This is a genomic window from Rhizobium sp. UGM030330-04, from assembly GCF_003208455.1.
Lineage (GTDB): Bacteria > Pseudomonadota > Alphaproteobacteria > Rhizobiales > Rhizobiaceae > Agrobacterium > Agrobacterium rhizogenes_A.
In genome coordinates, this window is record NZ_QKML01000001.1 from 29,443 (window position 1) to 51,199 (window position 21,757).

General features: G+C 60.3%; 15 protein-coding genes. 4 read left to right on the forward strand and 11 right to left on the reverse strand.

From position 1 onward, the window contains the following. Window positions 1-61 precede the first annotated feature (61 nt). A complete protein-coding gene (locus N434_RS00165) occupies window positions 62-2,500 on the reverse strand; it encodes a DUF1217 domain-containing protein (RefSeq protein ID WP_110755411.1) in 2,439 nt (812 codons plus the stop codon). A gap of 367 nt (window positions 2,501-2,867) precedes the next feature. On the opposite strand from N434_RS00165, the gene N434_RS00170 reads away from it, so the two are divergent. Further along, window positions 2,868-3,434, forward strand: a complete 567-nt coding sequence (locus tag N434_RS00170; protein ID WP_065114942.1) for a DUF6101 family protein — start codon at window positions 2,868-2,870, stop codon at window positions 3,432-3,434. 80 nt (window positions 3,435-3,514) lie between these two features. On the opposite strand, the gene ubiA is transcribed toward N434_RS00170, so the two are convergent. The 4 genes from ubiA to N434_RS00190 all read right to left on the reverse strand — a co-directional run bounded on the left by ubiA (window position 3,515) and on the right by N434_RS00190 (window position 9,379). Then, complete coding sequence (gene ubiA, locus N434_RS00175) at window positions 3,515-4,468, reverse strand: 4-hydroxybenzoate octaprenyltransferase (RefSeq protein ID WP_110755413.1); 954 nt, start codon at window positions 4,466-4,468, stop codon at window positions 3,515-3,517. 120 nt (window positions 4,469-4,588) lie between these two features. After that, window positions 4,589-5,389, reverse strand: a complete 801-nt coding sequence (locus tag N434_RS00180) for a MipA/OmpV family protein (protein WP_110755415.1) — start codon at window positions 5,387-5,389, stop codon at window positions 4,589-4,591. 246 nt (window positions 5,390-5,635) lie between these two features. Further along, complete coding sequence (locus N434_RS00185; RefSeq protein ID WP_065114940.1) at window positions 5,636-6,892, reverse strand: cyclopropane fatty acid synthase; 1,257 nt, start codon at window positions 6,890-6,892, stop codon at window positions 5,636-5,638. A gap of 168 nt (window positions 6,893-7,060) precedes the next feature. Beyond that, window positions 7,061-9,379: a Tex family protein gene (locus N434_RS00190; protein WP_110755906.1), complete on the reverse strand. Its 2,319-nt coding sequence runs from the start codon at window positions 9,377-9,379 to the stop codon at window positions 7,061-7,063. A gap of 201 nt (window positions 9,380-9,580) precedes the next feature. Here N434_RS00190 and purD point away from each other — a divergent pair, with 201 nt between their 5' ends. The 3 genes from purD to N434_RS00205 all read left to right on the forward strand — a co-directional run bounded on the left by purD (window position 9,581) and on the right by N434_RS00205 (window position 13,670). Further along, window positions 9,581-10,852 carry a phosphoribosylamine--glycine ligase gene (gene purD / locus N434_RS00195; protein ID WP_110755417.1) on the forward strand — a complete coding sequence of 424 codons (1,272 nt, stop codon included), beginning with the start codon at window positions 9,581-9,583 and terminating at the stop codon, window positions 10,850-10,852. A gap of 157 nt (window positions 10,853-11,009) precedes the next feature. Then, window positions 11,010-11,522 carry a plant virulence effector HPE1-like domain-containing protein gene (locus tag N434_RS00200; RefSeq protein ID WP_110755418.1) on the forward strand — a complete coding sequence of 171 codons (513 nt, stop codon included), beginning with the start codon at window positions 11,010-11,012 and terminating at the stop codon, window positions 11,520-11,522. Window positions 11,523-11,846: 324 nt separating this feature from the next. Continuing rightward, window positions 11,847-13,670: a methyl-accepting chemotaxis protein gene (locus N434_RS00205; RefSeq protein WP_110755420.1), complete on the forward strand. Its 1,824-nt coding sequence runs from the start codon at window positions 11,847-11,849 to the stop codon at window positions 13,668-13,670. 57 nt (window positions 13,671-13,727) lie between these two features. On the opposite strand, the gene N434_RS00210 is transcribed toward N434_RS00205, so the two are convergent. From N434_RS00210 to N434_RS00240, 6 genes are all read right to left on the reverse strand, one after another. After that, the gene (locus N434_RS00210) at window positions 13,728-14,222 is read right to left on the reverse strand and encodes a 2-thiouracil desulfurase family protein (protein WP_110755422.1); all 495 of its coding nucleotides are present in this window, start codon (window positions 14,220-14,222) and stop codon (window positions 13,728-13,730) included. Between the two features lie 232 nt (window positions 14,223-14,454). After that, window positions 14,455-16,608, reverse strand: coding sequence for a glycine--tRNA ligase subunit beta (gene glyS / locus N434_RS00220; RefSeq protein ID WP_110755424.1), 2,154 nt, complete (start codon window positions 16,606-16,608; stop codon window positions 14,455-14,457). A gap of 127 nt (window positions 16,609-16,735) precedes the next feature. Next, window positions 16,736-18,673 (reverse strand): DUF2207 domain-containing protein, encoded by a 1,938-nt coding sequence (locus N434_RS00225; RefSeq protein WP_110755426.1) that lies wholly within the window; start codon window positions 18,671-18,673, stop codon window positions 16,736-16,738. A gap of 22 nt (window positions 18,674-18,695) precedes the next feature. Next, window positions 18,696-19,973, reverse strand: a complete 1,278-nt coding sequence (locus tag N434_RS00230) for a 3-phosphoshikimate 1-carboxyvinyltransferase (protein ID WP_110755428.1) — start codon at window positions 19,971-19,973, stop codon at window positions 18,696-18,698. A gap of 87 nt (window positions 19,974-20,060) precedes the next feature. After that, window positions 20,061-20,612 (reverse strand): LemA family protein, encoded by a 552-nt coding sequence (locus tag N434_RS00235; RefSeq protein WP_110755430.1) that lies wholly within the window; start codon window positions 20,610-20,612, stop codon window positions 20,061-20,063. Window positions 20,613-20,690: 78 nt separating this feature from the next. Beyond that, window positions 20,691-21,653: a glycine--tRNA ligase subunit alpha gene (locus tag N434_RS00240; protein ID WP_059760683.1), complete on the reverse strand. Its 963-nt coding sequence runs from the start codon at window positions 21,651-21,653 to the stop codon at window positions 20,691-20,693. Window positions 21,654-21,757 lie beyond the last annotated feature (104 nt).

The window sequence follows — 21,757 nt, forward strand, 5'->3', positions numbered from 1 at the left end:
TGCAAATGCAAAGGCCGGGACAAATCCCGGCCTTTTTAATCGTACCTCTACCGGCTGCCGTTTACCGGGCCCGCAACGTGGCGACCGCCAGCAGCGTATCGCCGCTGATGCCCGCCGAGCCGCTGCCATTAAACAGCATCATGATCGGATCAGTGGTGTTCTGCGCATTGTCATACATGATGGTGAAACGGGCGACGAGTTTCTTGACCTTTTCCGGGTCCTGAAAATCCTCGATGTCGAAATATTTCTTCATCATCGCCACCTGCGTATCGACCGGGGCATTGCCGAGCTCATCGGGAATGCCGAAGGTGGTGTTGATGAAATTCTGGATCGCGGTGTCGGCGAGAATGGAATAATAGGACGTCGTTCCTGCCGCCATGCGCTTGAAATAGAGCGCCAGACGCACGCCGGCATTCTCTTCACCCGCCTGCGTTTCCAGCGTCTGGGTCAGGTAATTGTCCAGCGTCTCGTAAAGGCCGCGCCGCGTCTGGATCAAACTCCGGTCCTCGTGGAGGATATTGCCGTCGGTATCGAAGTTGAAAGCGGTGACGAGGCGGCGGAAGACGGGGTCCATCTCCTTGTTGAGGTAACTTTCCTTGTCATCCAGTTTGGATGAGAAAATCTTTTCCAGCTGATCCTTCGTCACGCTTTTCGGATCAATGCCAAGCGATTCCATCGCAAACTTCGTCAGGCGATCATTGGCCAGGAACTCCTTGAGCGTCTTGATCTTCTGCATCTCGGCCGTGAAATATTCCGCCTCTTTCTTGGCCGCCTCCTTGTCCTTCTCCGTGCCGAAAGCCGACTTCTTCTTGATATAATCGGCGGACATGGTCTGCATTTCAATTTCCGACTGCGCCAGAACGGGAGATCCGACCGTGCCGTCTGACTTGAAATTGAAAAGCTCAGCCAGCTTGACGTAGCGCTCGTCCTTCAGCGTATAGACGAAGCTCTTCTTGTCCTGCAGATCGCTGGTGAGGACCTTGCGGATATCTGCGACGTTCACCTTGGCCGGGTCTAGGCCCACCGCCTTCAGCGCATAGGTATAAACAGCGCTGCTATCGAGAAAGTCCGCGACAGATGTGACGCTTCTTATGTCGCTCTTGAACAGCTTGAGTGCCTTTTCGTCGGCTGCGTCGTCCTTGTCGTTATAATGCGTCATGTAGCCGCTGGTTGTGGTCGCGGTTTGCAGCGTCGTCTGGGGCGTTGTACCCTCGGCGAGCGTTCCATCCGTCTGGAAATTGAACGCCTCTCTCAGGGCGATATAACGCTTGTCGTTCTTGCCGAAGGTTGCAATGTAATTGTTCGGATCGCTCAGATCGCTGGTGAGGATATTCTCGATCGTCGCCGTCACGATCGTCACGTCATTAAGGTCGAAGGCGACCTTGATATAGTTGAGAAGCCTCGCATCCGAGGTCAGTTCGTCCACGGTCTTGATCGAACCGATCTTCGATTCGAAATAATCCCGGTTCAGTGTGGCGACGGTCGGCGTCACGCGGGGAGCGCTGCTGATATAGGCATCCGTCATTATCTTGATATTGTCGGCCTTCTGCGCTCCACCGGCGGTCACGGTGCCGTCGTTGTTGAATTCGAAGGCGGCGGCAAGCTGCGCCATCTTGTTATATTGCGTGACGGTGTTCGTCAGCGTTGTCTGCTGCGCGGTGATGGCAGCAAGCTTCGTCTCCCACTCATCCTGTGGCGGGAGCACGGCTTCCAGCTGCGTCAGCTGATCCTGACGGGTGACCTTTTCCGCTTCGAGCGCCGTGCGCTCCTCGTCCGTCAGCTCCGTGCCCGCAAGTGCGGTGTCGATGGCAGTGATCCGCGCCGTAACCTGCCCATGAAGCTCGATGTTGCCCTTCATCGCCAGCTTTTCGACCGCATCATTATAGGCCGCGCCAAATTTCTGATTGAGGTAGCTGTCGGGATCGTCAATGTCGCTCGTCATCAATCCCCTGATGTGAGCGTAGGTGTAGGTCTTCTCGTCGATGCCGAAGACCTGGAAGATATAGGCGCGGGTCCTGTCGTTCTGCAGCAGCTGGTCCACATTGGTGACCGTGCCGATGATCGCCTTGTAATAACGTGTTTCTTCCGCAAGGCTGTCGTTAAGATCGGATATCGACGTGTCGTAAAGCCCGATCATCTTGTCGAGCTGCGCCTCCGTCTGGACCGTCTTCGTCGACGCTGTGAAATTGAAGGCGGCGGCGAATTCGCGGTAGCGCTCGTCAGTCAGCTTGTTGGCGAAGCTGTTCTGGTCGTTCAGATCGCTTTCCAGAACCTTCTTCATGAAGGCCTTGGCATAGGTCATTTCACCGAGACCGAAGGCGTCCATGGCATAGGAATAGAGCTGGTAGTTATTGAGGAACTCATCGACGCTTTTCACATTGCCGATGTTTTCCTTGTAATATTTCGTCTGCCGCTCGACGAGCCCCTGCTGCGCAACGCGCGAAATGCTTGTCTTCATATCGCGGTTGATGAGGTCGTAGCTGAGATAAGTCGATACCATCTGATGCCCTCTGAAACACCGCGCGTCCCTTGGGGAGAACTCGATGTTCCGGTTTTTAAATCCACCCGTCGCACGCCATCCGGACGCACGGCGAGCCTTGGCATGACTATGCCGGACACGCCTTGCCCGGAGCTTGAAAGAGCACATTTTCGGCCGGCATAAAAACCGCATTGTCTCGATCCGCTTTACCCAAACGAAACCATGCCACAGTGGGTTTTGCTAACCATTTGGGAATGCAAAGTTTTCTTAACCGCGATTTTTAAGCAGTCTCGAACATGCGGCGGATAATCTCCTGACATCAGAGGACGAAAAGTCCCGATGAGAAGACCGGAAACCGGCTCTCAGGTAAAACAAGGGTAGATTAAACATGACCAATACCGTTCTGAAGCCCGACTGGGCCGTCGCCACACTCAGACTTGAACCGGCACGTTTTCCGCAACAGGTCACCTATGGCAGAGGCAATGGCGCAACCGACGTTGCCGTGACGCTCGATGAACGGGGCGCCGTCCTGAAAAAGGTCCTTTCCTCTTCCGGCCTGCCTTTGTCATTCGCCCTGCCCGCCCGCGCCTTCAAGGGCGTCGCCGCCCGTGCCATCGATCATGGTGACGGCCAGGTGACCGTGACGCTGGAACTGCACCACGACGATCCGGACCTCTGCATTCCGCTGCTGGTCGCCCACGATCTCTGCGACATCGCCGCCGACTGGCGCAGCTGGTCCGAGGCCTATCGCATTCCCATGCTGATGGTGGAAGCCGATGGTGTTGCCCGCCCGCTGGAAGAACATCTCGGCAAGGTGCGCACCCAGAATACCCGCCCGCGCCGCCGCCACTCCTATTTCGCGGATCGCCGCCCGCGCTTCCTCGTTCGCCGCTCCACCGGTTCGCTGGGCATGAGCATGAAGATCGAGGGCAAGGAAATCATCGCCCGCAGCTGATAATCTTCAGCCAGACAAATCAAAAAAGCCCGGTGCGGATGACGCGACCGGGCTTTTTCATGTTCTATGTTGCCGCAACCTTATGCCACGAGAAGCGGCAGGATGAGACCTGCGAAAATCAGCACGCCGACGCGGTTGTTGGATTTGAACAGCACGAGGCACTGATCGACGTCGTCGATATTGAGCACCCAGACCTGCCGGAACAGCATGAGGGCGGCAGCGGCAAGGCCGCTATAAGCAATGACGTTAACACCCGCGCCCCAGAAAGACAGGGCAATCATGACGAGGGCTGTGCCATAAAGGAAAACCAGCCAGCGATGTGTGTTCTCGCCAAACAGCAGGGCGGTGGAACCGATGCCCACCGCGGTGTCGTCTTCCTTGTCCTGATGGGCGTAGATTGTATCATAACCGATCGTCCAGGCGATGGAGCCGACATAAAGCAGGACAGGAGGCCAGGCGATCGATCCGAACTGTCCGGCCCAGCCCATCAGCGCACCCCAGGAAAAGGCCAGCCCGAGGAAAAATTGCGGCCAGTTGGTGAAGCGCTTGGCAAAGGGATAGATCGCCACGAAAACCAGCGAGAAGATTCCGGTGGCGATTGCGAAACCGTTGAACTGCAAAAGCACGACAAGTCCGGCAAGCGCCTGCAGCACGATGAAGACCTTGGCCTGCATCCGGGTCACGCGGCCAGACGGGAGCGGCCGGGAGCGGGTGCGCGCCACGGCCATGTCGATCTTGTGGTCGGCCAGATCATTATAGGTGCAGCCCGCGCCGCGCATCGCAACCGATCCGATGAAGAACAGCACCAGGTGCCAGATCAGCGTCGCCCAGGAAAACCCACCGCTTTCCAACGCGGCATTGGCCGCAAGGGCTGCGGACCAGAAGCATGGCCACATCAGCAATTGCCAGCCGATGGGGCGATCCCACCTTGCCAGCTGCGCATAGGGCCAGAGGGGTCTCGGCAAAATCCGATAGACCCAGTTATTGGATGGCGCGTCGGAAACGCGGTCTGACAAATCGCTGTGGTGAACCATGGGACGGTTCTACAGCATCGGCGGCAAAATCGGAATGGATTTCAGCATCCGGCCACACATGCAGAAAAGCCCCGCAGCGGTTCCGCCACGGGGCTTTGCAGGACCATATCGCCGTTATTTTCAGGGCAGAGAGAAATTGAATTTATAGCTTGCCTGAACGCCGATGATGAACTGGTTCTTCGAACCGCGCTCGCGCACCAGCGAGCTGTCGGCGGCGTCGCCGGTCAGACGGCGATATTCCGCAAACGAGCCGACTTCGGCGTTTTCGGTGACTTTCCAGGTGATGGCGGCGCCGATGCCGGCGGAATGCAGGCCGCCGCCCGGGCTATAGGGCGAAGGCGCGCCGGCGGCCGTCTGCGCCGCGCTCACGCCGTAATAGCGCTCGTTGTATTTGCTGCTGACCCATGTGGCGCGCGGGCCGGCGGAAATCTGGATACCGGGGGCGATATCGGTGAAGGCATCGACGGCAACGTCACCGACCACACCGCTGTGGCTGCGGATGCCCTGACGGACTTCACCGCGAACGCGCAGCCAGTCAGTCGGATAGGCTTCGGCGAAACCGCCAAGCTCGCCGCCGCGCTTGATGCGGGTCATGCCCTTCAGATCGGAAGAGTCGCCTTCATCGCGCGGGGATATAAGCTTGCCAGCGAGACCCATGCTGATCGGGCCGTTGTCCAGAAGCGAGATCGAAGCGCTGTCGTTGCGGGAGGTGAAACGCGCGCCCTGCCCCTGACGGCCGAGCGAAATGATGGGCGAAAAGCCGAATTCATTCTTGTTGTCGCCCTGATATTTCGGCGCGGTGAAACCCGCACCGCCGAGTTTCAGATACCAGTCGCCGGAAAACCAGCCTTCGGCATGGGCACTACCCACGGCAAAAAGCGACAGGACACAGGCGGCGGCTGCCGCTGACGGCTTGAACATGAAAGAACCCCAGAAACGCAATACAGACAGGTGCCCGTAGACTTAGAGGGATTGTCTTTCCATTCCATTAACCAGCGCGGGAGAGGACGCAGGGTCATCGAACCTAACCCTGCGTCATGCTCGGGTTTATCCCGAGCGTCTGCGTTCGACCGACTTTCCGCGACGTGGACAGATCCTCGGGACAAGCCCGAGGATGATGCCGAGATTGCGGATGGGTTGGTCAAGACACCACAGGACCGTCGCCCGTCAGAACGTCACCTTCTCCAGCGGCGCACGCGTCTTTTCGAACTCCAGCAGTTTCGCCTCGTTCTGTGCGATGTAGTCGCGGTTATGCGGCACGGCATCGCGATCCTTGGCGATCTGGATCTGGAAAATATGGAAGTTTTCATGGGTGAAGGCCATTTCCGAACCCGCCAGGTAAAACTCCCACATGCGGAAGAAGCGCTCGTCATAAAGCGCTACCGCTTCCGCCTTGCGCGCCACGAAGCGCTCGCGCCAGTGCCGCAGCGTATGGGCGTAATGCATGGGCAGGATTTCGATATCCTTCACCAGCAGCCGCGACTTTTCAATGGCCGGCAGCACCTCGGCAAGCGAGGGAATATAACCGCCGGGGAAAATATATTTTTCGATGAAGGGATTGGTCGCCAGCGCCGGATAGGGCTGACCGATGGAGTGCAGCACCATCACACCCTTGTCGTCCAGCACCTCCGCCACCTTGTCGAAATAATCGCGGTAATGCGTCGGCCCGACATGTTCGAACATGCCGACGGAAACGATGCGGTCATATTTCTTCGAGGCCGGCAGGTAGCGGTAATCCTGCAATTCGAAGCGGACATTGTCGGCAATGCCACGTTTCGCCGCACGGTCACGGGAAACGCGTAGCTGCTCTTCGCTGAGCGTGATGCCGGTCACATCCGCGCCCGCGCTTTCAGCGACATACATCGCCATGCCGCCCCAGCCGGAGCCGATTTCCAGCACGCTCTGGCCCGGTTCGGTCATCAGCTTGGCGGCGATGTGCCGTTTTTTCGCAACCTGCGCCTCATAGAGGCTGATACCGGGCGGGTTGAAATAAGCGCAGGAATATTGCCAGTCCTCATCGAGGAAGAGATCGAACAGCTTGGCGCTCAGATCATAGTGGTGGGCAACATTGCTCTTGTTGTGGTTGACCGGCAGATGCATCTTGATGCGGGCGGCGATGATGCGCGCCATGCCACGCCAGACCATGCCGAAGGACAGCGCCTCGCTCAGCGTATTGCCTTTGACCAGCGCCAGAAAGTCGTAAATATCGCCTTCCGCGACCTTCACGCGCCCTTCCATATACATTTCGGCAAGCTTCAGCGCCGGATCGGCGGCAATCTCCTGCATGGCGGCTTCGTCAGTGAAATTCAGAACCACCTTTTTGCCCGTACCATCACCATAGGTGTGGCTTCCTCCCGGGCTGGTTACGACAAGATCGCCGATCTTGATTATCTTTTCGAGCAGAACATGCAGAGACGACGCCATGGCACCCCCAATTGCTAAGTCTCACTTATCAATTTTCCTGACCGTATTCCTTTCGGCACAAGTTTCAAGATAGTCTTATTTCAAAAAAATTGAACGATTTCATCAAGCAAAAAGCCCCGCCGGGGTGTCCGGCGGGGCTTTTTGGTAAAAAATCATTTCAACCCTAAGTCAGCGTCGCTTCATGGCTTCCGCCAGGGCAGCGGCAAGGGCGCCACCGGATTGCGACCCCTCGTTGCGGTCTTTCGGTTTGGATGTCGCATGGCGCATGGCGCCCGCATTGCCCTTTTCACGCATCGGCTGCGGCGCCGCCTCACCGCCATCCTTGCGCATTGTGAGACCGATACGCTTGCGCTTCACATCCACTTCCACGACACGCACCTTGACCACATCGCCCGCCTTGACGACCTCATGCGGGTCCTTCACGAAACGGTCGGCGAGCTGCGAGACATGCACCAGCCCATCCTGATGCACGCCGATATCCACGAAGGCGCCGAAGGCGGCGACATTGGTGACGGTGCCTTCGAGCAGCATGCCCGGCTTCAGATCGGTGATCTCGTCCACGCCCTCGGCAAAGGTCGCGGTCTTGAAGCTCGGGCGCGGATCGCGACCGGGCTTTTCCAGTTCGGCGATAATGTCCCTGACTGTCGGCAGACCGAACTGCTCATCGATGAACGTCTTCGGATCAAGCGCCTTCAGCGCGGCGCTGTCACCCATCAGCGAACGCAGGTCGCGGCCACAGGCGGCGACGATCTTTTTCGCCACGCCATAGGCTTCCGGGTGAACCGAGGAGGCATCCAGCGGCTCCTTGCCGTTCGGAATGCGCAGGAAGCCCGCGCATTGCTCGAAAGTGCGCTGGCCAAGGCGCGGCACCTTCAGCAGTTCCTTGCGGCTGGCGAAGGGCCCCGTCTGGTCGCGATGGGCGACGATGGCGTCGGCAATCGAGCTGCCGAGGCCCGATACGCGCGCGAGAAGCGGCGACGAGGCCGTGTTGAGATCGACGCCGACGGCATTCACCGCGTCTTCCACGACAGCATCGAGCGAGCGGCTGAGGCGGCCCTGATCGACATCATGCTGGTATTGCCCGACGCCGATGGATTTCGGCTCGATCTTCACCAGTTCCGCCAGCGGGTCCTGAAGGCGGCGGGCGATGGAGACGGCACCGCGCAGCGAAACGTCGAGATTGGGGAATTCCGCGGCCGCCCGTTCCGAAGCGGAATAAACAGATGCGCCCGCTTCCGAGACGATGACCTTGGTGGGCTTTGCGCCCGAAGCCGGCATCTGCGTCAGAAGATCGGCGACCAGCTTTTCCGTCTCGCGGCTGCCCGTGCCATTGCCGATGGCGATCAGCTCGACATTGTGCTTGCGGATGAGCAGGGCGAGTTCCGCCTGCGTGCCACGCACGTCGTTCTTCGGCGGGAAAGGATAGACGGTCGTGGTGTCCAGCAGCTTGCCGGTGCCATCCACCACAGCCACCTTGACGCCGGTGCGGATGCCCGGATCGAGCCCCATGGTGGCGCGGGAACCGGCGGGGGCGGCCAGCAGCAGATCCTTCAGATTGCGGGCAAAGACATTGATCGCCTCTTCTTCGGCACGTTCGCGCAATTCGCGCATCAGGTCGAGCGAAAGCGACATGGAAAGCTTCACCCGCCAGGTCCAGCCAGCGACCTCCATCAGCCATTGATCGGCGGGGCCGGCACTGCGGATATCGAAGGCGGCGGCGATGGTGCGCTGCGCGGGCTTGACCGGTGAGGGATCGTCCGCATCGACATCGATTGTCAGCGTCAGCACTTCCTCGTTCCAGCCGCGCAGCATGGCCAGCGCCCGGTGGCCCGGCACCGTGGCCCAGCGCTCGAAATGATCGAAATAGTCTGAGAATTTTTCGCCCGTGGCCTGCTTGCCGTCCACCACCTTGGCGCGGAAGGTGGCGTTCTGGCGCATATAGTCGCGCAGGCGGCCGAGAAGATCGGCGTTTTCCGTCATGGTTTCCGCCACGATGTCGCGCGCGCCCTCAAGTGCGGCCTTCACATCGGCCACCTCGCCCTGAACATAAGCCTCCGCCAGCTTCGCCGGATCGGCGGCGCGGTTTTCCCATATGGCTTCGGCAAGCGGGCCGAGACCACGCTCGCGGGCGATTTCCGCGCGGGTGCGGCGCTTCGGCTTATAGGGCAGGTAGAGGTCTTCCAGCTCCGCCTTGGTGCCGGCCTGCATGATCTTGACCATCAGTTCATCGGTCATCTTGCCCTGACCGGTGATGGAATCGACGATGGAAGCGCGGCGCGCATTGAGTTCACGCAGATAGACAAGCCGTTCCGAAAGCGTGCGAAGCTGGGTGTCATCAAGTCCTCCCGTCACCTCCTTGCGGTAACGGGCGATGAAGGGAACGGTCGCGCCCTCGTCCAGCAGCGCCACCGCCGCCTTCACCTGATCGGGGCGGGCGTTGATTTCGGAGGCTATGAGCGAGGCGAGGCGGGCATTGTCTGCGGTCATGAGGTTCTCTGCTGTCATGTCTGGAGCGGCGAACATAATGTCTGATTGTGGCGTGACAACAAGAGGCATCCACGATTCCACAGGAAAGGCGGCGATCAAGGGAAAGACGGGCATTTGCGGCGCTTTCTCCTTGACCTTTCGCCCCCCTGCCCTTAACGCCCGTCCCACAAGGTTACTGGCGAATTTGCAGGGGTATTGACCATGAAAGTTCTGTTGATCGGTTCCGGCGGACGCGAACATGCGCTGGCGTGGAAAATCGCCCAGTCTCCCCTGCTCGATGAATTTTATGCCGCCCCCGGTAATCCCGGCATCGCCGACCACGCGACGCTGGTGGCGCTGAACGTGGAGGACCACGCGGCCGTCATCGCCTTTGCGAAGGAAAAGGCAATCGACTTCGTCGTCGTCGGCCCGGAAGCGCCGCTGGTTGCGGGTCTTGCGGACGATCTGCGTGCCGCCGGCATCGCCACATTCGGCCCCTCGAAAGCCGCCGCCCAGCTGGAGGGCTCCAAGGGTTTCACCAAGGATCTCTGCGCGCGCTACGATATTCCGACCGGCGCTTACCAGCGTTTCAAGGCCGCCGAACCGGCCAGGGACTATGTTCGCGCACAGGGCGCGCCGATCGTCATCAAGGCGGACGGTCTTGCCGCCGGCAAGGGCGTGACCGTTGCGATGACGGAAGCGGAAGCGCTTGCCGCCATCGACGAATGTTTCGACGGCGCTTTCGGCACGGCCGGCGCCGAAGTGGTGGTGGAAGCCTTCCTCGATGGCGAGGAAGCGAGCTTCTTCTGCCTTTCCGACGGCAAGACCGCGCTGGCGCTCGCAACCGCACAGGATCACAAACGCGTCGGCGACGGCGATACCGGCCCGAATACCGGCGGCATGGGCGCCTATTCCCCCGCCCCGGTCATGACACCGGCCATGGTGGAACGCACCATGAAGGAGATCATCGAGCCGACGATTGCGGGCATGGCCAAGGACGGCAATCCTTTCTCCGGCGTATTCTTCGCCGGGCTTATGATCACCGCCAAAGGCCCGGAACTGATCGAATATAATGTGCGCTTCGGCGATCCCGAGTGCCAGGTGCTGATGATGCGCCTCAAGAGCGATCTGCTGCCGATCCTCTACGCCACCGCCACCGGCACGCTGGACAAGGTTGAGGCGGAATGGCGCGACGATGCGGCGCTGACGGTCGTTCTCGCCTCGAAGGGTTATCCCGGCGCTTACGACAAGAACACGCCGATTGCCCATATTCCCGAGGCGAGCGAAAAGGCAAAGGTCTTCCACGCCGGCACCGCGCTGAAGGACGGCGAACTCGTCGCAACCGGCGGCCGCGTGCTGAACGTCACCGCTTTCGGAAAGACCGTGACGGAAGCGCAGGCGCGCGCCTATGCGCTGGCCGACAAGGTCGAGTGGGAAAACGGCTTCTGCCGCCGCGATATCGGCTGGCAGGCTGTCGTGCGCGAAAAGGCCTGATACTTAAGGCAAACACCGGTGAGGGCGAATCTTTCGTTCAATTTTTACCAAGTTTGCTGACCCGATGGAAACGAAAGACCGGTAATACTTGCCCGAATATTTAAATGGCGCACCGTGCCTGAACCACGGGTGCTGCCGTTACTTCGGGGGTTTTTCGATGCGTCGTGTTTTTCTGACAGCCATTGTCGCACTGGCCGGCGGGTCGGCCATGGCATCCTCCATCGAATATATCAATGGCGTACACGCCAGCAATGGCAGCTTCATTCGTCGTGACTGCACGGATTGCGAACCCGCGAAGGATAAAACGGTAGCGGAAGGTTATGCCATTCCGTCCATCGAGCCGGGTACGCAGCATATGGAAATGCGCGAAGTCGACGGAAAGCGCACCCTCATCCGCACCGAAGCCTGGCTCGGCGGCGCGCCGGTCACCTTTGTCAGCACCAATCCCGCATGGATGCCGCAAGAAACCCCCAGCACCGCCATTGCGACCTATGACAACGTGGAACCCGTGGCGCATCCCGAGGAAGCGGTTTCGACACCTGCCGGCATCGACGCGACAACGACGACTGCCGGTGTCAAGGAAATCTCCGCCGACAAGGCTGCCGTTGCCGCTACCGCCTCCACGATTGCCGCACCCGCATTCCCGGATTTCAAATTGCGCGGCAATTGACAGGCGACCGATACATTTTCATGGCAAATGTCAAATAATCACGCGATCGCTGTATTTTTCAGAAGCCATGGCAACCATGCGGGGAATAATAAATTCGTCCGCCGTTATTCCGCCGGATGGGCTGATAAAGCTTTCTCTAATTAAATATTTATTCAAATTTTTGGCCGCTAAGTGATCTCATAGTGCAATGCAGCACGCCATGAGGCCTGAAGCGGATATCAGCTGTTCAGGCCCTTCACCGCGCATCAGGCGCCCTTTCCATTTCCGAAACTTCGGCAGCACGCGGCCTTTTCTGGCCGCGACGCAAAACGCTTGTGAGCGCCCATGAAGAATCTCTCCATCTCCCGTCAGCTCATCGTACTCGTGGTGGCCCTTATGGCCGCCTTCGCCGTGGCGACGTTTTACCAGCTGAAATCCGCCACCGACGCGATCTATGAGGAACGCTACGGCATGCTGCGGACGCAGGTGCAGTCGGCCATCTCCATTCTGCAGTCCTTCCACGAGAAGGAAACGGCGGGAACGCTGTCGCGCGAAGAAGCCATGAAGCAGGCTTATGCCACCGTCAGCGCCATACGGTTCACCCCTGACGGCTATCTGTTCGGTTACGATTACGACGTGACCATGAAGTTCCATCCCGATCCGAAGCGGGTCGGCGAGAGCTTCAAGGGCAAGCCGGACAGCAAGGGTTTCGCCTATCGTGACGAGCTGGTGCGGCTTGGCCGCAATGGCGGCGGCCAGACGGATTTTTACGGTCCGAAACCCGGCATGGAAGGCAATGACTACGCCAAGAGTTCCTATGCGCTCGCCTTCGAACCATGGCAGGTCGTGGTCGTGACCGGCGTTTATATCGACGATCTGAACGCGCAGGTGCGCGGCGAGGTGATGAAGGCGCTGTCGATCGGCGCTATCATCTTCGTGCTGGCGCTGGCCGCCGCCTTCTATGTCATCCGTGGCATTTCGAAGCCTCTCGGCGATATTCACCGCGCGCTTGGCGAAGTGGCCAATGAAAACGTCTCGCTCGCCATTCCCCATACCGGTCTCACCAACGAGGTGGGCATGATGGCCAAGGCCACCGCCTCGCTGCAGGACAAGGTGCGCGAACGCCATGCCATGCAGCGCCGTGAGGAAGAACAGCAGCGGCAGCTCAATGCGGAGCGTCAGAACAATCTCGACATGCAGCGCGACGAGGCCGAGTTGCAGGCGCGTGTCGTCACCACCATCGGCGAGGCGCTGGAAAAGCTTGCAGGCGGCGATCTGACCGTTCGTTGCGGCGATCTCGGCAATCGTTATGCGGCGCTGCGCGACAATTTCAACGAGGCCCTGACCCATCTTGATGCGGCCATGGCCAAGGTGAATTCCAAGAGCATCGATATTGGCGGCTCCAAGGAGGAAATCCGCAAGGCCTCCAACGAGCTTTCGCAGCGCACCGAACGGCAGGCCGCAAACCTTGAGGAAACTTCGGCCGCTCTGGATGAATTGACCGTTGCGGTGCGCCAGACGGCAGAGGGTGCAGCCGACGCCGCCAAGCGCGTCACCACCGTCAGCTCGGAGGCCATGCGCAGTGACCGGGTGGTGGAAGAGGCGATATCAGCGATGAGCGGTATCGAGCAATCTTCCGACCAGATTTCCAACATCATCGGCGTGATCGACGACATTGCCTTCCAGACCAATCTTCTGGCGCTGAATGCCGGTGTGGAAGCGGCACGTGCCGGTGAGGCCGGCAAGGGCTTTGCCGTGGTGGCGCAGGAAGTGCGCGAACTGGCGCAGAAATCCGCCGCCGCCGCCAAGGAGATCAAGGACCAGATCGCCCGTTCTTCTGCCCAGGTGGAAAACGGCGTGCGTCTTGTCGGAGAGGCCGGCGATGCGCTGAAACGCATTTCGGACCAGATCAAATCGGCAAACGAGATCGTCAGCAAGATCGCCCATTCGGCCGCCGAACAGGATACGACGCTGCGCTCGATCTCCTCGTCGCTCAACCAGCTCGACGTCGCCACCCAGCATAATGCCGCCATGGCGGAAGAAACCACGGCTTCGGCGGAAGCGCTCGCCGTGGACACCGAAGAACTGCTGAACCTCATCCGCGGCTTCCGCGTCTCCTCCGGCCACCAGCTCCACGGCATGGCGCAAGAGATGCGCATGGCGGGGTGATACGCCTCAAGGCTATCGATGGAAACCGGCGCCGGGGGAAACTCCGGCGCTTTTCTTTTAGCTTGTCAGAGCAGCCAGCCGATCGATATCGGCAGGTGAAAATACGGCAATACCGGCTTTTTCGAATAGCGCCGCCGTCACGCCATTGCCCGCGTGTTTGACGCCGGAAAACGAACCGTCATAGATCGCAACCGAGCCACAGGACGGGCTGCCATCGATCAGAAGCGCGTATGTGCAGCCATTGGCCCTGGCGAAGGCCAGCGCCCTTTCCGCACCGGCGATAAATTGCGCCGTGACATCGCCGCCGGTCACCTCCAGCACGCGGGCGCGGCCCTCCAGCACATCGAGACCGGAGGCACCATTTTCGATTTCCGCCGGCGGGCGTGGCACGGGCATGCCACCCGCCATCTCCGGACAGATCGTCACCAGCCTGCCCTCACTTCGCCAGCGCTCTATTACGGGGTGGGAGAAGGGTTTACCCTTGCCGTCATAGCGGACCGGCTGGCCGAGGAGGCAGGCGCTGATGAGGATTTTGGGGGTGGTGTGGGTCAATGGGGAGTCGTCCTGTGAGAGTCACGGTTGCGGCTTACCCCCCTCTGCCCTGCCGGGCATCTCCCCCTCAAGGGGGGAGATCGCATCGTGGCGACGTATCGACCATCTTCAACGTTGCAATGTTTTGCGGGGAGCGACCGTCTTGCCAATCTCCCCCCTTGAGGGGGAGATGTCCGGCAGGACAGAGGGGGTGAACCAAGCACGCTGACATACCTGGCTACCCCGAAACCCCTCACCCCGTGATCTTCGAGAAATCCGCAACCGTACCAGTTGCCTCGCGGATGGCCTTCAGCAGCGCCAGGCGATTGGCACGGATGGCTGCATCCTCGTCATTGACGAGCACATCCTCGAAGAACCTGTCGACCGGTGCACGCAGCGTCGAAAGCGCCTGCATGGCGGAGCGAAAATCCTCGCCCGCAACCGCCTTTGCAGCATCGGCGGAGGCCGTCCTGATCGCCGCATAAAGCGCCTTTTCGGCATCGAGCTTCAACAGCTCTTCCGAGACGCCATCGGCGACCACGGTACCCTTCTTTTCCTCCGCCGCCAGAAGCTGCGTAGCGCGCTTCGCGCCCGCCAGAAGGTTGCGACCATCTTCGCCGGTGATGAAGGCGGTGAGCGCCTCGACACGGCGGGCGATCATCAGGAGATCATCGGATTCCGGCGTCAGAACGGCGTCGATCAGATCGTAACGGGCGCCGAGGTCGCGCAGATAGACCTTCAGGCGATCATGGAAGAAGGAGAGAAGGTCCGGGTCCTTCGCAACGCTGAGCAGCGGAAGCCGCACGTTTTTCTCAAGCAGAATGCGCACCACGCCCAGCGCCGCGCGGCGCAGCGCGAAGGGGTCCTTCGAGCCGGTCGGTTTTTCATCGATGGCCCAGAAGCCCACGAGAGTGTCGAGCTTGTCAGCGAGCGCCACCGTGATCGCCACCTTGTCGGCCGGCAGGCGGTCCGAGGGGCCCTGCGGCTTGTAGTGGTCCTCGATGGCAGCGGCCACACTTTCGTTTTCACCCTGCAGCGTCGCATATTTACGGCCCATCAGGCCCTGAAGCTCTGGGAATTCGCCGACGGCTTCGGTGCGAAGATCAGCCTTGGCCAGCACCACGGCGCGGTCCACCAGCGCGGCATCGGCACCGACAACCGGGGCCAGCGCCTTCGCCAGTTCGCGGATGCGGGTAACGCGTTCGCCCTGAGAACCGAGCTTGGCATGGAACGTCACGTTCAGCGCATCGAGCTTCGCCATGCGCTGGTCGAGCGGCTTCTTGAGATCGAGGCTGAATTTCGCAGCCGAATCTTTCAGCGTTTCGAGATCGGGCAGATCGCCCTGGTCGCGGTTCCAGAAATGGCGGGCGTCCGACAGGCGGGCGCGCACGACCTTGCCATTGCCATGGATGATTTCCTTGCCGCCATCGCTTGCCTCGATATTCGAGATCAGGATGAAACGATTGGAAAGGCCTTCTTCCGCACCCTGATTGCGGGTGACGAAACACTTCTGGTTGGTCTTGATGGTGAGGCGGATGATTTCCGCCGGGATTTGCAGGTAATCTTCCTCGAAGGTGCCCATCAGCACCTGCGGCCATTCGACAAGGCCGGAGACTTCTTCCAGCAGGCCCTCGTCTTCCACCAGATCGAGACCGTTGGCGAAAGCCAAATCCTTGGCGTCGTGCAGGATGATATCCTTGCGGCGCTCGGCATCGAGAATGACCTTCGCCTTTTCGAGGCTCGAGACATAATCCTCGAAACGGCGCACGATGATCGGGCCCGGCGCATGAAAACGATGGCCATAGGTGACGTTACTGGCGACGATGCCGTCGATGGCGAAAGGAATGACCTGGGTTTCATCGTGCTCGGGGCCAAACAGGCAGACGATGGATTGCAGCGGGCGTACCCAGCGCAGGCTTTCCGAGCCCTTGCCTTCGATGCCGGCATAGCTCGATCCCTTCGGCATGGAAGCCGGGCCGGAGCGCATGGATTTCGGCCAGGGGAAGGAGCGGATGATGCCGGGCATCACTTCCGCGATGATCTCTTCCGCCGGACGGCCGGGCTTGTTGATGATGGCGATGTAGAAATCGCCCTTCTTCGGATCGGAAACGACCTGTGCTTCCGAAATGTCGTTGAGGCCGGCGCCGCGCAAAAAGCCTTCGATGGCCTTTTCATTGGCGTCGGTGCGCGGGCCCTTCTTTTCTTCGCGCACATCGGCGGAGCGGGCGTTGAGGCCGCGAATATCCAGCGTCAGGCGGCGCGGCGTCCAATATTCACGCGCGCCTTCATAGGTCAGCCCTCTCTCCACCAAGGCATCGGTGACGAGTTTCTTCAGATCGCCCGCCGCCTTGCGCTGCATGCGGGCGGGGATTTCTTCGGAGCGAAGTTCAAGCAGAAGATCGGGCATGGGATAAGGACTTTATCTTTGTATCTTTTGTCGGACGATGTATGCCGCGAAAAGCGACAGCGGTCGGCTTAGCAAGCAACGCGGCAAAAGTCACCACGGCATTCGGTTAAATTACCGCCGGCAGGCGTTACCAGCCGCCACCGCCACCGCCGCCGCCGCCGGAGCCGGAAAAACCGCCGCCGCCACCGCCCGAAAAGCTGGAGCCGGAGGAGCTGACGGGCTGAGGAATGGTGGAGGCGATGGTATTGGCCATGGAGGTGGAAAAGCCGCCGATCCTGTCACCAAAGCTGCCGTAATTGCTGCCGGCATACCAGCCGGGCGCATAACTTGCAGCAGCAGCACCGGCGGCGGCTGTGGCAAGCCATGCCTCGAAGGTGCGGCTCCACGGTTTTTCAACGCCGAGCGCCACGGCATAGGGCAGCAATGTCTCGAAATGCTGCGGCGACATGGCGGGCGCGCCGGCCATGTTCATCCGGTCTTTTTCCGCCAGCGTGAGATAGGTTCTAAGCCCTTCGATGCCATCCATCAGCTTGCGGCCGAGCGGCGTCGGCGCGCCCATCAGGAACAGGAACAGCGCATTGGTGAGCACGATGCCGCCGATGGCGGCCAGCGCCAGCGACTTGGTGTCATGCGTCACATCCAGCAGGATTTGCGTGGCGATGCCGCCAATGGCTGAAAAGGCCACGAAACCGGCAAAGGCCAGCATGACGATGCCGCCGATGCGCTTGCGCAGCGGTGCGCCGCGCGAGAACTGGCGGCCGATGCCGATCGACAGGATGCTGAAGAAGAAGGCGAAAAAGCCGAAGACGAGGACGGCGGCAATGGCGCTTTCATCGAGATCGCCGAAGATCAACGTCGCGACGATGAGGGCGATGCTGAGGAAGATGCCGAAGACGGTGTAGCCGGCATTGCTGCGGTAATATTTGCCGCGATGTTCCTTTTCTATCGCCGCGCGGAACTGCGTGCCGACCTTTTCGACTTCCGCCCCATGCGCCTTATCGATGGTCAGTACCTTGCCCGCACCACCGATGGCGGAGAGCAGCGTCTTCTGCCCGGTCGGCAGATCGGTGGCGGTTGCCTTTTCCGTGCGGCGGATGACGATGGAATTCTTCAGATCTTCCAGAACGACATAACCTTTGACCGCGAGATCAAGCGCCGAGGCGGATAGTGCCGTCCAGCCGGCACCCGAAAAGCCGCGATTATCGACATAGTTGACCAGAGCCGGAGAAAGCCCCTCCGGTGCATCCCAGCGCGGCACCACCACACCCTTGGTGGGATCACGGCCGACCGCGAACCACGCCCGCAGATAATAAAGCAGCACGACAAAAAGCCCGCCGCCCGAAAGCAGGATGGCCAGATTGTCGCGCAGCCACCAGCCCGCCTCCTGTGAGGTATCAGGCGCGGCAATGGCACCCTTCGGCAGTTTGACGGCGACCGTCATACCTTCGCCCACCGAAAACGGGCGGGTGGAAGCGAAAAAGACTTCGTTGCCTTCGCTGAAGATGCGGGCATCCTTGCCTTTCGCGCCAAGCGGACCAGTAAATACGGCCGTATCGGTGGCCTTGACGCCCTGCGGCAGAGTGATGGTCGCGGAAATCTCGCCCATGGGGAACTGCCAGCCATTGCCGGTGACGTTCCAGGTCAGCTCGTCATAATCGCTGAAATAACGGATCTGCCGGGCGGTGGTGTAGGTGATCTGGAAAATGTGCTCGCCAGTCGGCAGAAAACGCTCGGCGCTGCCGGTATAGATGCGGATGCCGCCATCGACAGTTTCGGTGCGCCAGTTTTCCGGCGCGCCATCGCGCTCCACCGAAACGACGTTGAAATCTACCTTGGTACGGCGGTTATTCGCATCCAGCGCATAAAGCGGGAAATCGCGGAAGATGCCGCGCTTGATGTTCTGACCTTCGGCGCGGGCGGTGATGGTTTCCGTCACCGTCAGCTTGCCATCCGCCGCCACCTCGACAACGGAATGGTAGGAGCGGATGAATTCCTCCGCAAAAGCCGGGAAGGCCACGCCCAGCAAGACGAACAGCGCGAGAAGTCTTGCGGCGATGGTCTTCACGGGCGGTCCCTCCTTGATGGCTTCAGTGCTGCGGCTCGGCAGCGCTTTCCTTTTCCGTGTAGTCGACGCCGAGCGAGGCGAGCGCTTTCCAGTAACCGGGATAGGTCTTGCCGACGCAGGCCGGATTCTGGATGGCGATGCCGCCGATCTTCAGCGCCGCCAGCGCAAAGCTCATGGCGATGCGGTGGTCGGCAAAGGTATCGATGGAGGCCTTGACCGTCTGGCCCGCAAGTGCCGGATCGGAATGCACGATCAGGTCGTCGCCTTCCTCATGCGCCAGACCATCGCGGATTTCGTTAAGCCCGAGCGAGACGGCGCGGATGCGGTCGCATTCCTTGACACGCAGATTGGCGATGCCGACGAAACGCACCGGCGTCTCGTTGAAGGCGGCCAGAACCGCGATGGTCGGAATGGCGTCCTGCATCTGCGAACCGTCGATTTCGGCGGGCAGGTGCGGAAATTTGGCCATGACGTCGTAGGCCTTGGCATCCGGCTGGGTGAACTTGTCGGCGGGCGTGCCGATATCGATCGCGCCGCCGGTCAGCAGTTCCGCACCCCAGAGATAGGTGGCGGCGGAGGCATCCGGCTCGATATGGAAATCGGTCGCGGTATAACCCGTCGGATGCACGCGCCAGATGGCGTTGCTGACCCGCTCCACCTTCGCACCGAAAGCTTCCATGGCTGACGTAGTGAGGTCGATATAGCCTTTCGCGCCGATTTCCTCACCCTTGAGGATGATATCGACAGGCTTGTCGCCGCAGGCAGCCGCCATCAGAAGCGCCGACACATATTGGCTGGAGAGGTTGGCGTCGATGGTGACGCTGCCCTTCGGGAACCCCGTGCCCTTGCCGCAGACGGTGACGGGCGGGCAGCCGGTCGGCGCTTCCGCCTCGACACCGAGGGAGCGCAGCGCCTCCACCAGCGGCATGATCGGGCGTTTGCGCATGTGCTCGTCGCCATCGATGATGACGGCACCATCCACAAGTGCGGCAGCGGCGGTGAGGAAGCGCGTGGCGGTACCGGCATTGCCAAGGAAAAGCGGCTTTTCCGGCTGTTGCAAAACGCCCGTGCCTTCCACCACGAAGGTGGTGGCATCAGGCTCGGTTACCTTGACGCCCATCTCGCGCAGGGCTTCGGCCATATAAAGCGTGTCATCGCTTTTCAGTGCGCCGGTCAACCGGCTTTTGCCCTTGGCAAGGCCAGCCAGGAGAAGCGCACGATTGGTGATGGACTTGGAGCCGGGCGGCTCGACCTTGCCGGAAAGCGGGTGGTCGGGCGGGGTAATGGTCAGTTCGATCATGATTGTCGTCTTGTCAAAGAATGCGGCGCGGGGCCGGATTATCGGAATTTGAGCGGGAGGTCTTAAGCCGGCGGGAGAGCTTTGCCCTCAGAATTTCACCGTTGGCACGGCGCGGTCGGCCGGATTGTCGATCTCGAAATAGGGCGCCTTGGCAAAGCCGAACTGGCTGGCGACCAGATTGGAGGGGAAGCTTTCCACCTTGACGTTGAGATCACGCGCGGCACCATTGTAATAACGGCGCGACATCTGGAGTTCGCCTTCGATGGTTTCAAGCGAGCGCTGCAATTCCAGAAAATTCGTATTGGCCTTGAGATCGGGATAGGCTTCGGCAAGCGCAAAGAGTTTACCGAGCGCCTGCGACAGCAGGCCTTCCGCCTGGGCGCGGCCCTCGACATCGCCCGCCGGCACGGCCTGCGCCCGGTTGCGCATGGCGATCACCTCCTCGAAGGTGCTCTTTTCATGCGCCGCGTAACCCTTCACGGTCTCGATGAGGTTGGGGATGAGATCGGCGCGACGTTTCAGCTGCACGTCGATGCCCGACCACGCCTCTTCCTTCATCTGCCGCGCCTTGACCAGCCCGTTATAGATGAAGACGACATAAAGCGCGATTGCCGCGATGATTGCCAGCGTGATGAACATTCCCGACCCCTCCTCAAGAGGCGCGGACGCCATGAGCGGCATCCGCACGTTAGACTGTTGCCCGCCTTAGATAGATCGTCAGGCGGCCCTGTTCCAGTTCACCCCGCCGGCATCCGTCAGCAGGAAGGCTTCGCCGCAGGCTTTCGCCAGCGTGCGCACGCGCAGGATATAGCTCTGGCGTTCCGTGACCGAAATGACGCCGCGCGCATCCAGAAGATTGAAGACATGGCTGGCCTTGATGCACTGGTCATAGGCCGGGAACACGCATTTGTGCAGGCGCTGATTATCGTTATCACCGGGCGCACCGGCAGCGAGAAGCGCCTGGCACTCCTTTTCGGCGTCGATGAAATGGCGATGCAGCATGGCCGTGTCGGCAAATTCGAAGTTGTGCCGGGAATATTCCTGCTCGGCCTGCAGGAAGACGTCGCCATAGGAAATCTTCTCTTCGCCCTCGCGGCCGTTGAAGTTCAGGTCGTAGACATTGTCGACGCCCTGAACATACATGGCCAGACGCTCCAGACCATAGGTCAGTTCGCCCGCGACCGGTGAGCACTCGATGCCGCAGACCTGCTGGAAATAGGTGAACTGCGAGACTTCCATGCCGTCGCACCAGCATTCCCAGCCAAGACCCCAGGCGCCGAGCGTCGGGCTTTCCCAGTCGTCCTCGACGAAGCGCACATCGTGCAGCAGCGGATCGAGACCGATCGCCTTCAGCGAACCGAGATAGAGTTCCTGCAGGTTGGAAGGGTTGGGCTTCAGGATGACCTGATACTGGTAATAGTGCTGCAGGCGGTTGGGGTTTTCACCGTAACGGCCGTCGGACGGGCGGCGCGAGGGCTGCACGTAGGCGGCCTTCCACGGCTTCGGGCCGAGCGCACGCAGCGTCGTCGCCGGATGAAACGTGCCTGCGCCCACTTCCATATCATAGGGTTGCAGCACCGCGCAGCCCTTGTCGGCCCAGTAATTGTGCAGCGTCAGGATCAGCGCCTGAAAGGAACGCTTCGGGTTCATATGGTCGGGAACATCGGTCATTGCAGTCATCGCGGCGTTAGGAGGATAAGTAAGCATTGACTTACTTCGGATGCGGACACGTGCCACGGCAGGGCCTGAGGGTCAAGGTTTTATGCGAAGCGTCGATCCGCAAC

Bases quoted from the DNA above. Each gene is read 5' to 3' on its own strand.
- N434_RS00165 (WP_110755411.1), bottom strand. From the start codon at position 2,500: ATGGTATCGACTTATCTCAGCTACGACCTCATCAACCGCGATATGAAG.
- N434_RS00170 (WP_065114942.1), top strand. From the start codon at position 2,868: ATGACCAATACCGTTCTGAAGCCCGACTGGGCCGTCGCCACACTCAGA.
- ubiA (WP_110755413.1), bottom strand. From the start codon at position 4,468: ATGGTTCACCACAGCGATTTGTCAGACCGCGTTTCCGACGCGCCATCC.
- N434_RS00180 (WP_110755415.1), bottom strand. From the start codon at position 5,389: ATGTTCAAGCCGTCAGCGGCAGCCGCCGCCTGTGTCCTGTCGCTTTTT.
- N434_RS00185 (WP_065114940.1), bottom strand. From the start codon at position 6,892: ATGGCGTCGTCTCTGCATGTTCTGCTCGAAAAGATAATCAAGATCGGC.
- N434_RS00190 (WP_110755906.1), bottom strand. From the start codon at position 9,379: ATGACCGCAGACAATGCCCGCCTCGCCTCGCTCATAGCCTCCGAAATC.
- purD (WP_110755417.1), top strand. From the start codon at position 9,581: ATGAAAGTTCTGTTGATCGGTTCCGGCGGACGCGAACATGCGCTGGCG.
- N434_RS00200 (WP_110755418.1), top strand. From the start codon at position 11,010: ATGCGTCGTGTTTTTCTGACAGCCATTGTCGCACTGGCCGGCGGGTCG.
- N434_RS00205 (WP_110755420.1), top strand. From the start codon at position 11,847: ATGAAGAATCTCTCCATCTCCCGTCAGCTCATCGTACTCGTGGTGGCC.
- glyS (WP_110755424.1), bottom strand. From the start codon at position 16,608: ATGCCCGATCTTCTGCTTGAACTTCGCTCCGAAGAAATCCCCGCCCGC.
- N434_RS00230 (WP_110755428.1), bottom strand. From the start codon at position 19,973: ATGATCGAACTGACCATTACCCCGCCCGACCACCCGCTTTCCGGCAAG.
- N434_RS00235 (WP_110755430.1), bottom strand. From the start codon at position 20,612: ATGTTCATCACGCTGGCAATCATCGCGGCAATCGCGCTTTATGTCGTC.
- N434_RS00240 (WP_059760683.1), bottom strand. From the start codon at position 21,653: ATGACTGCAATGACCGATGTTCCCGACCATATGAACCCGAAGCGTTCC.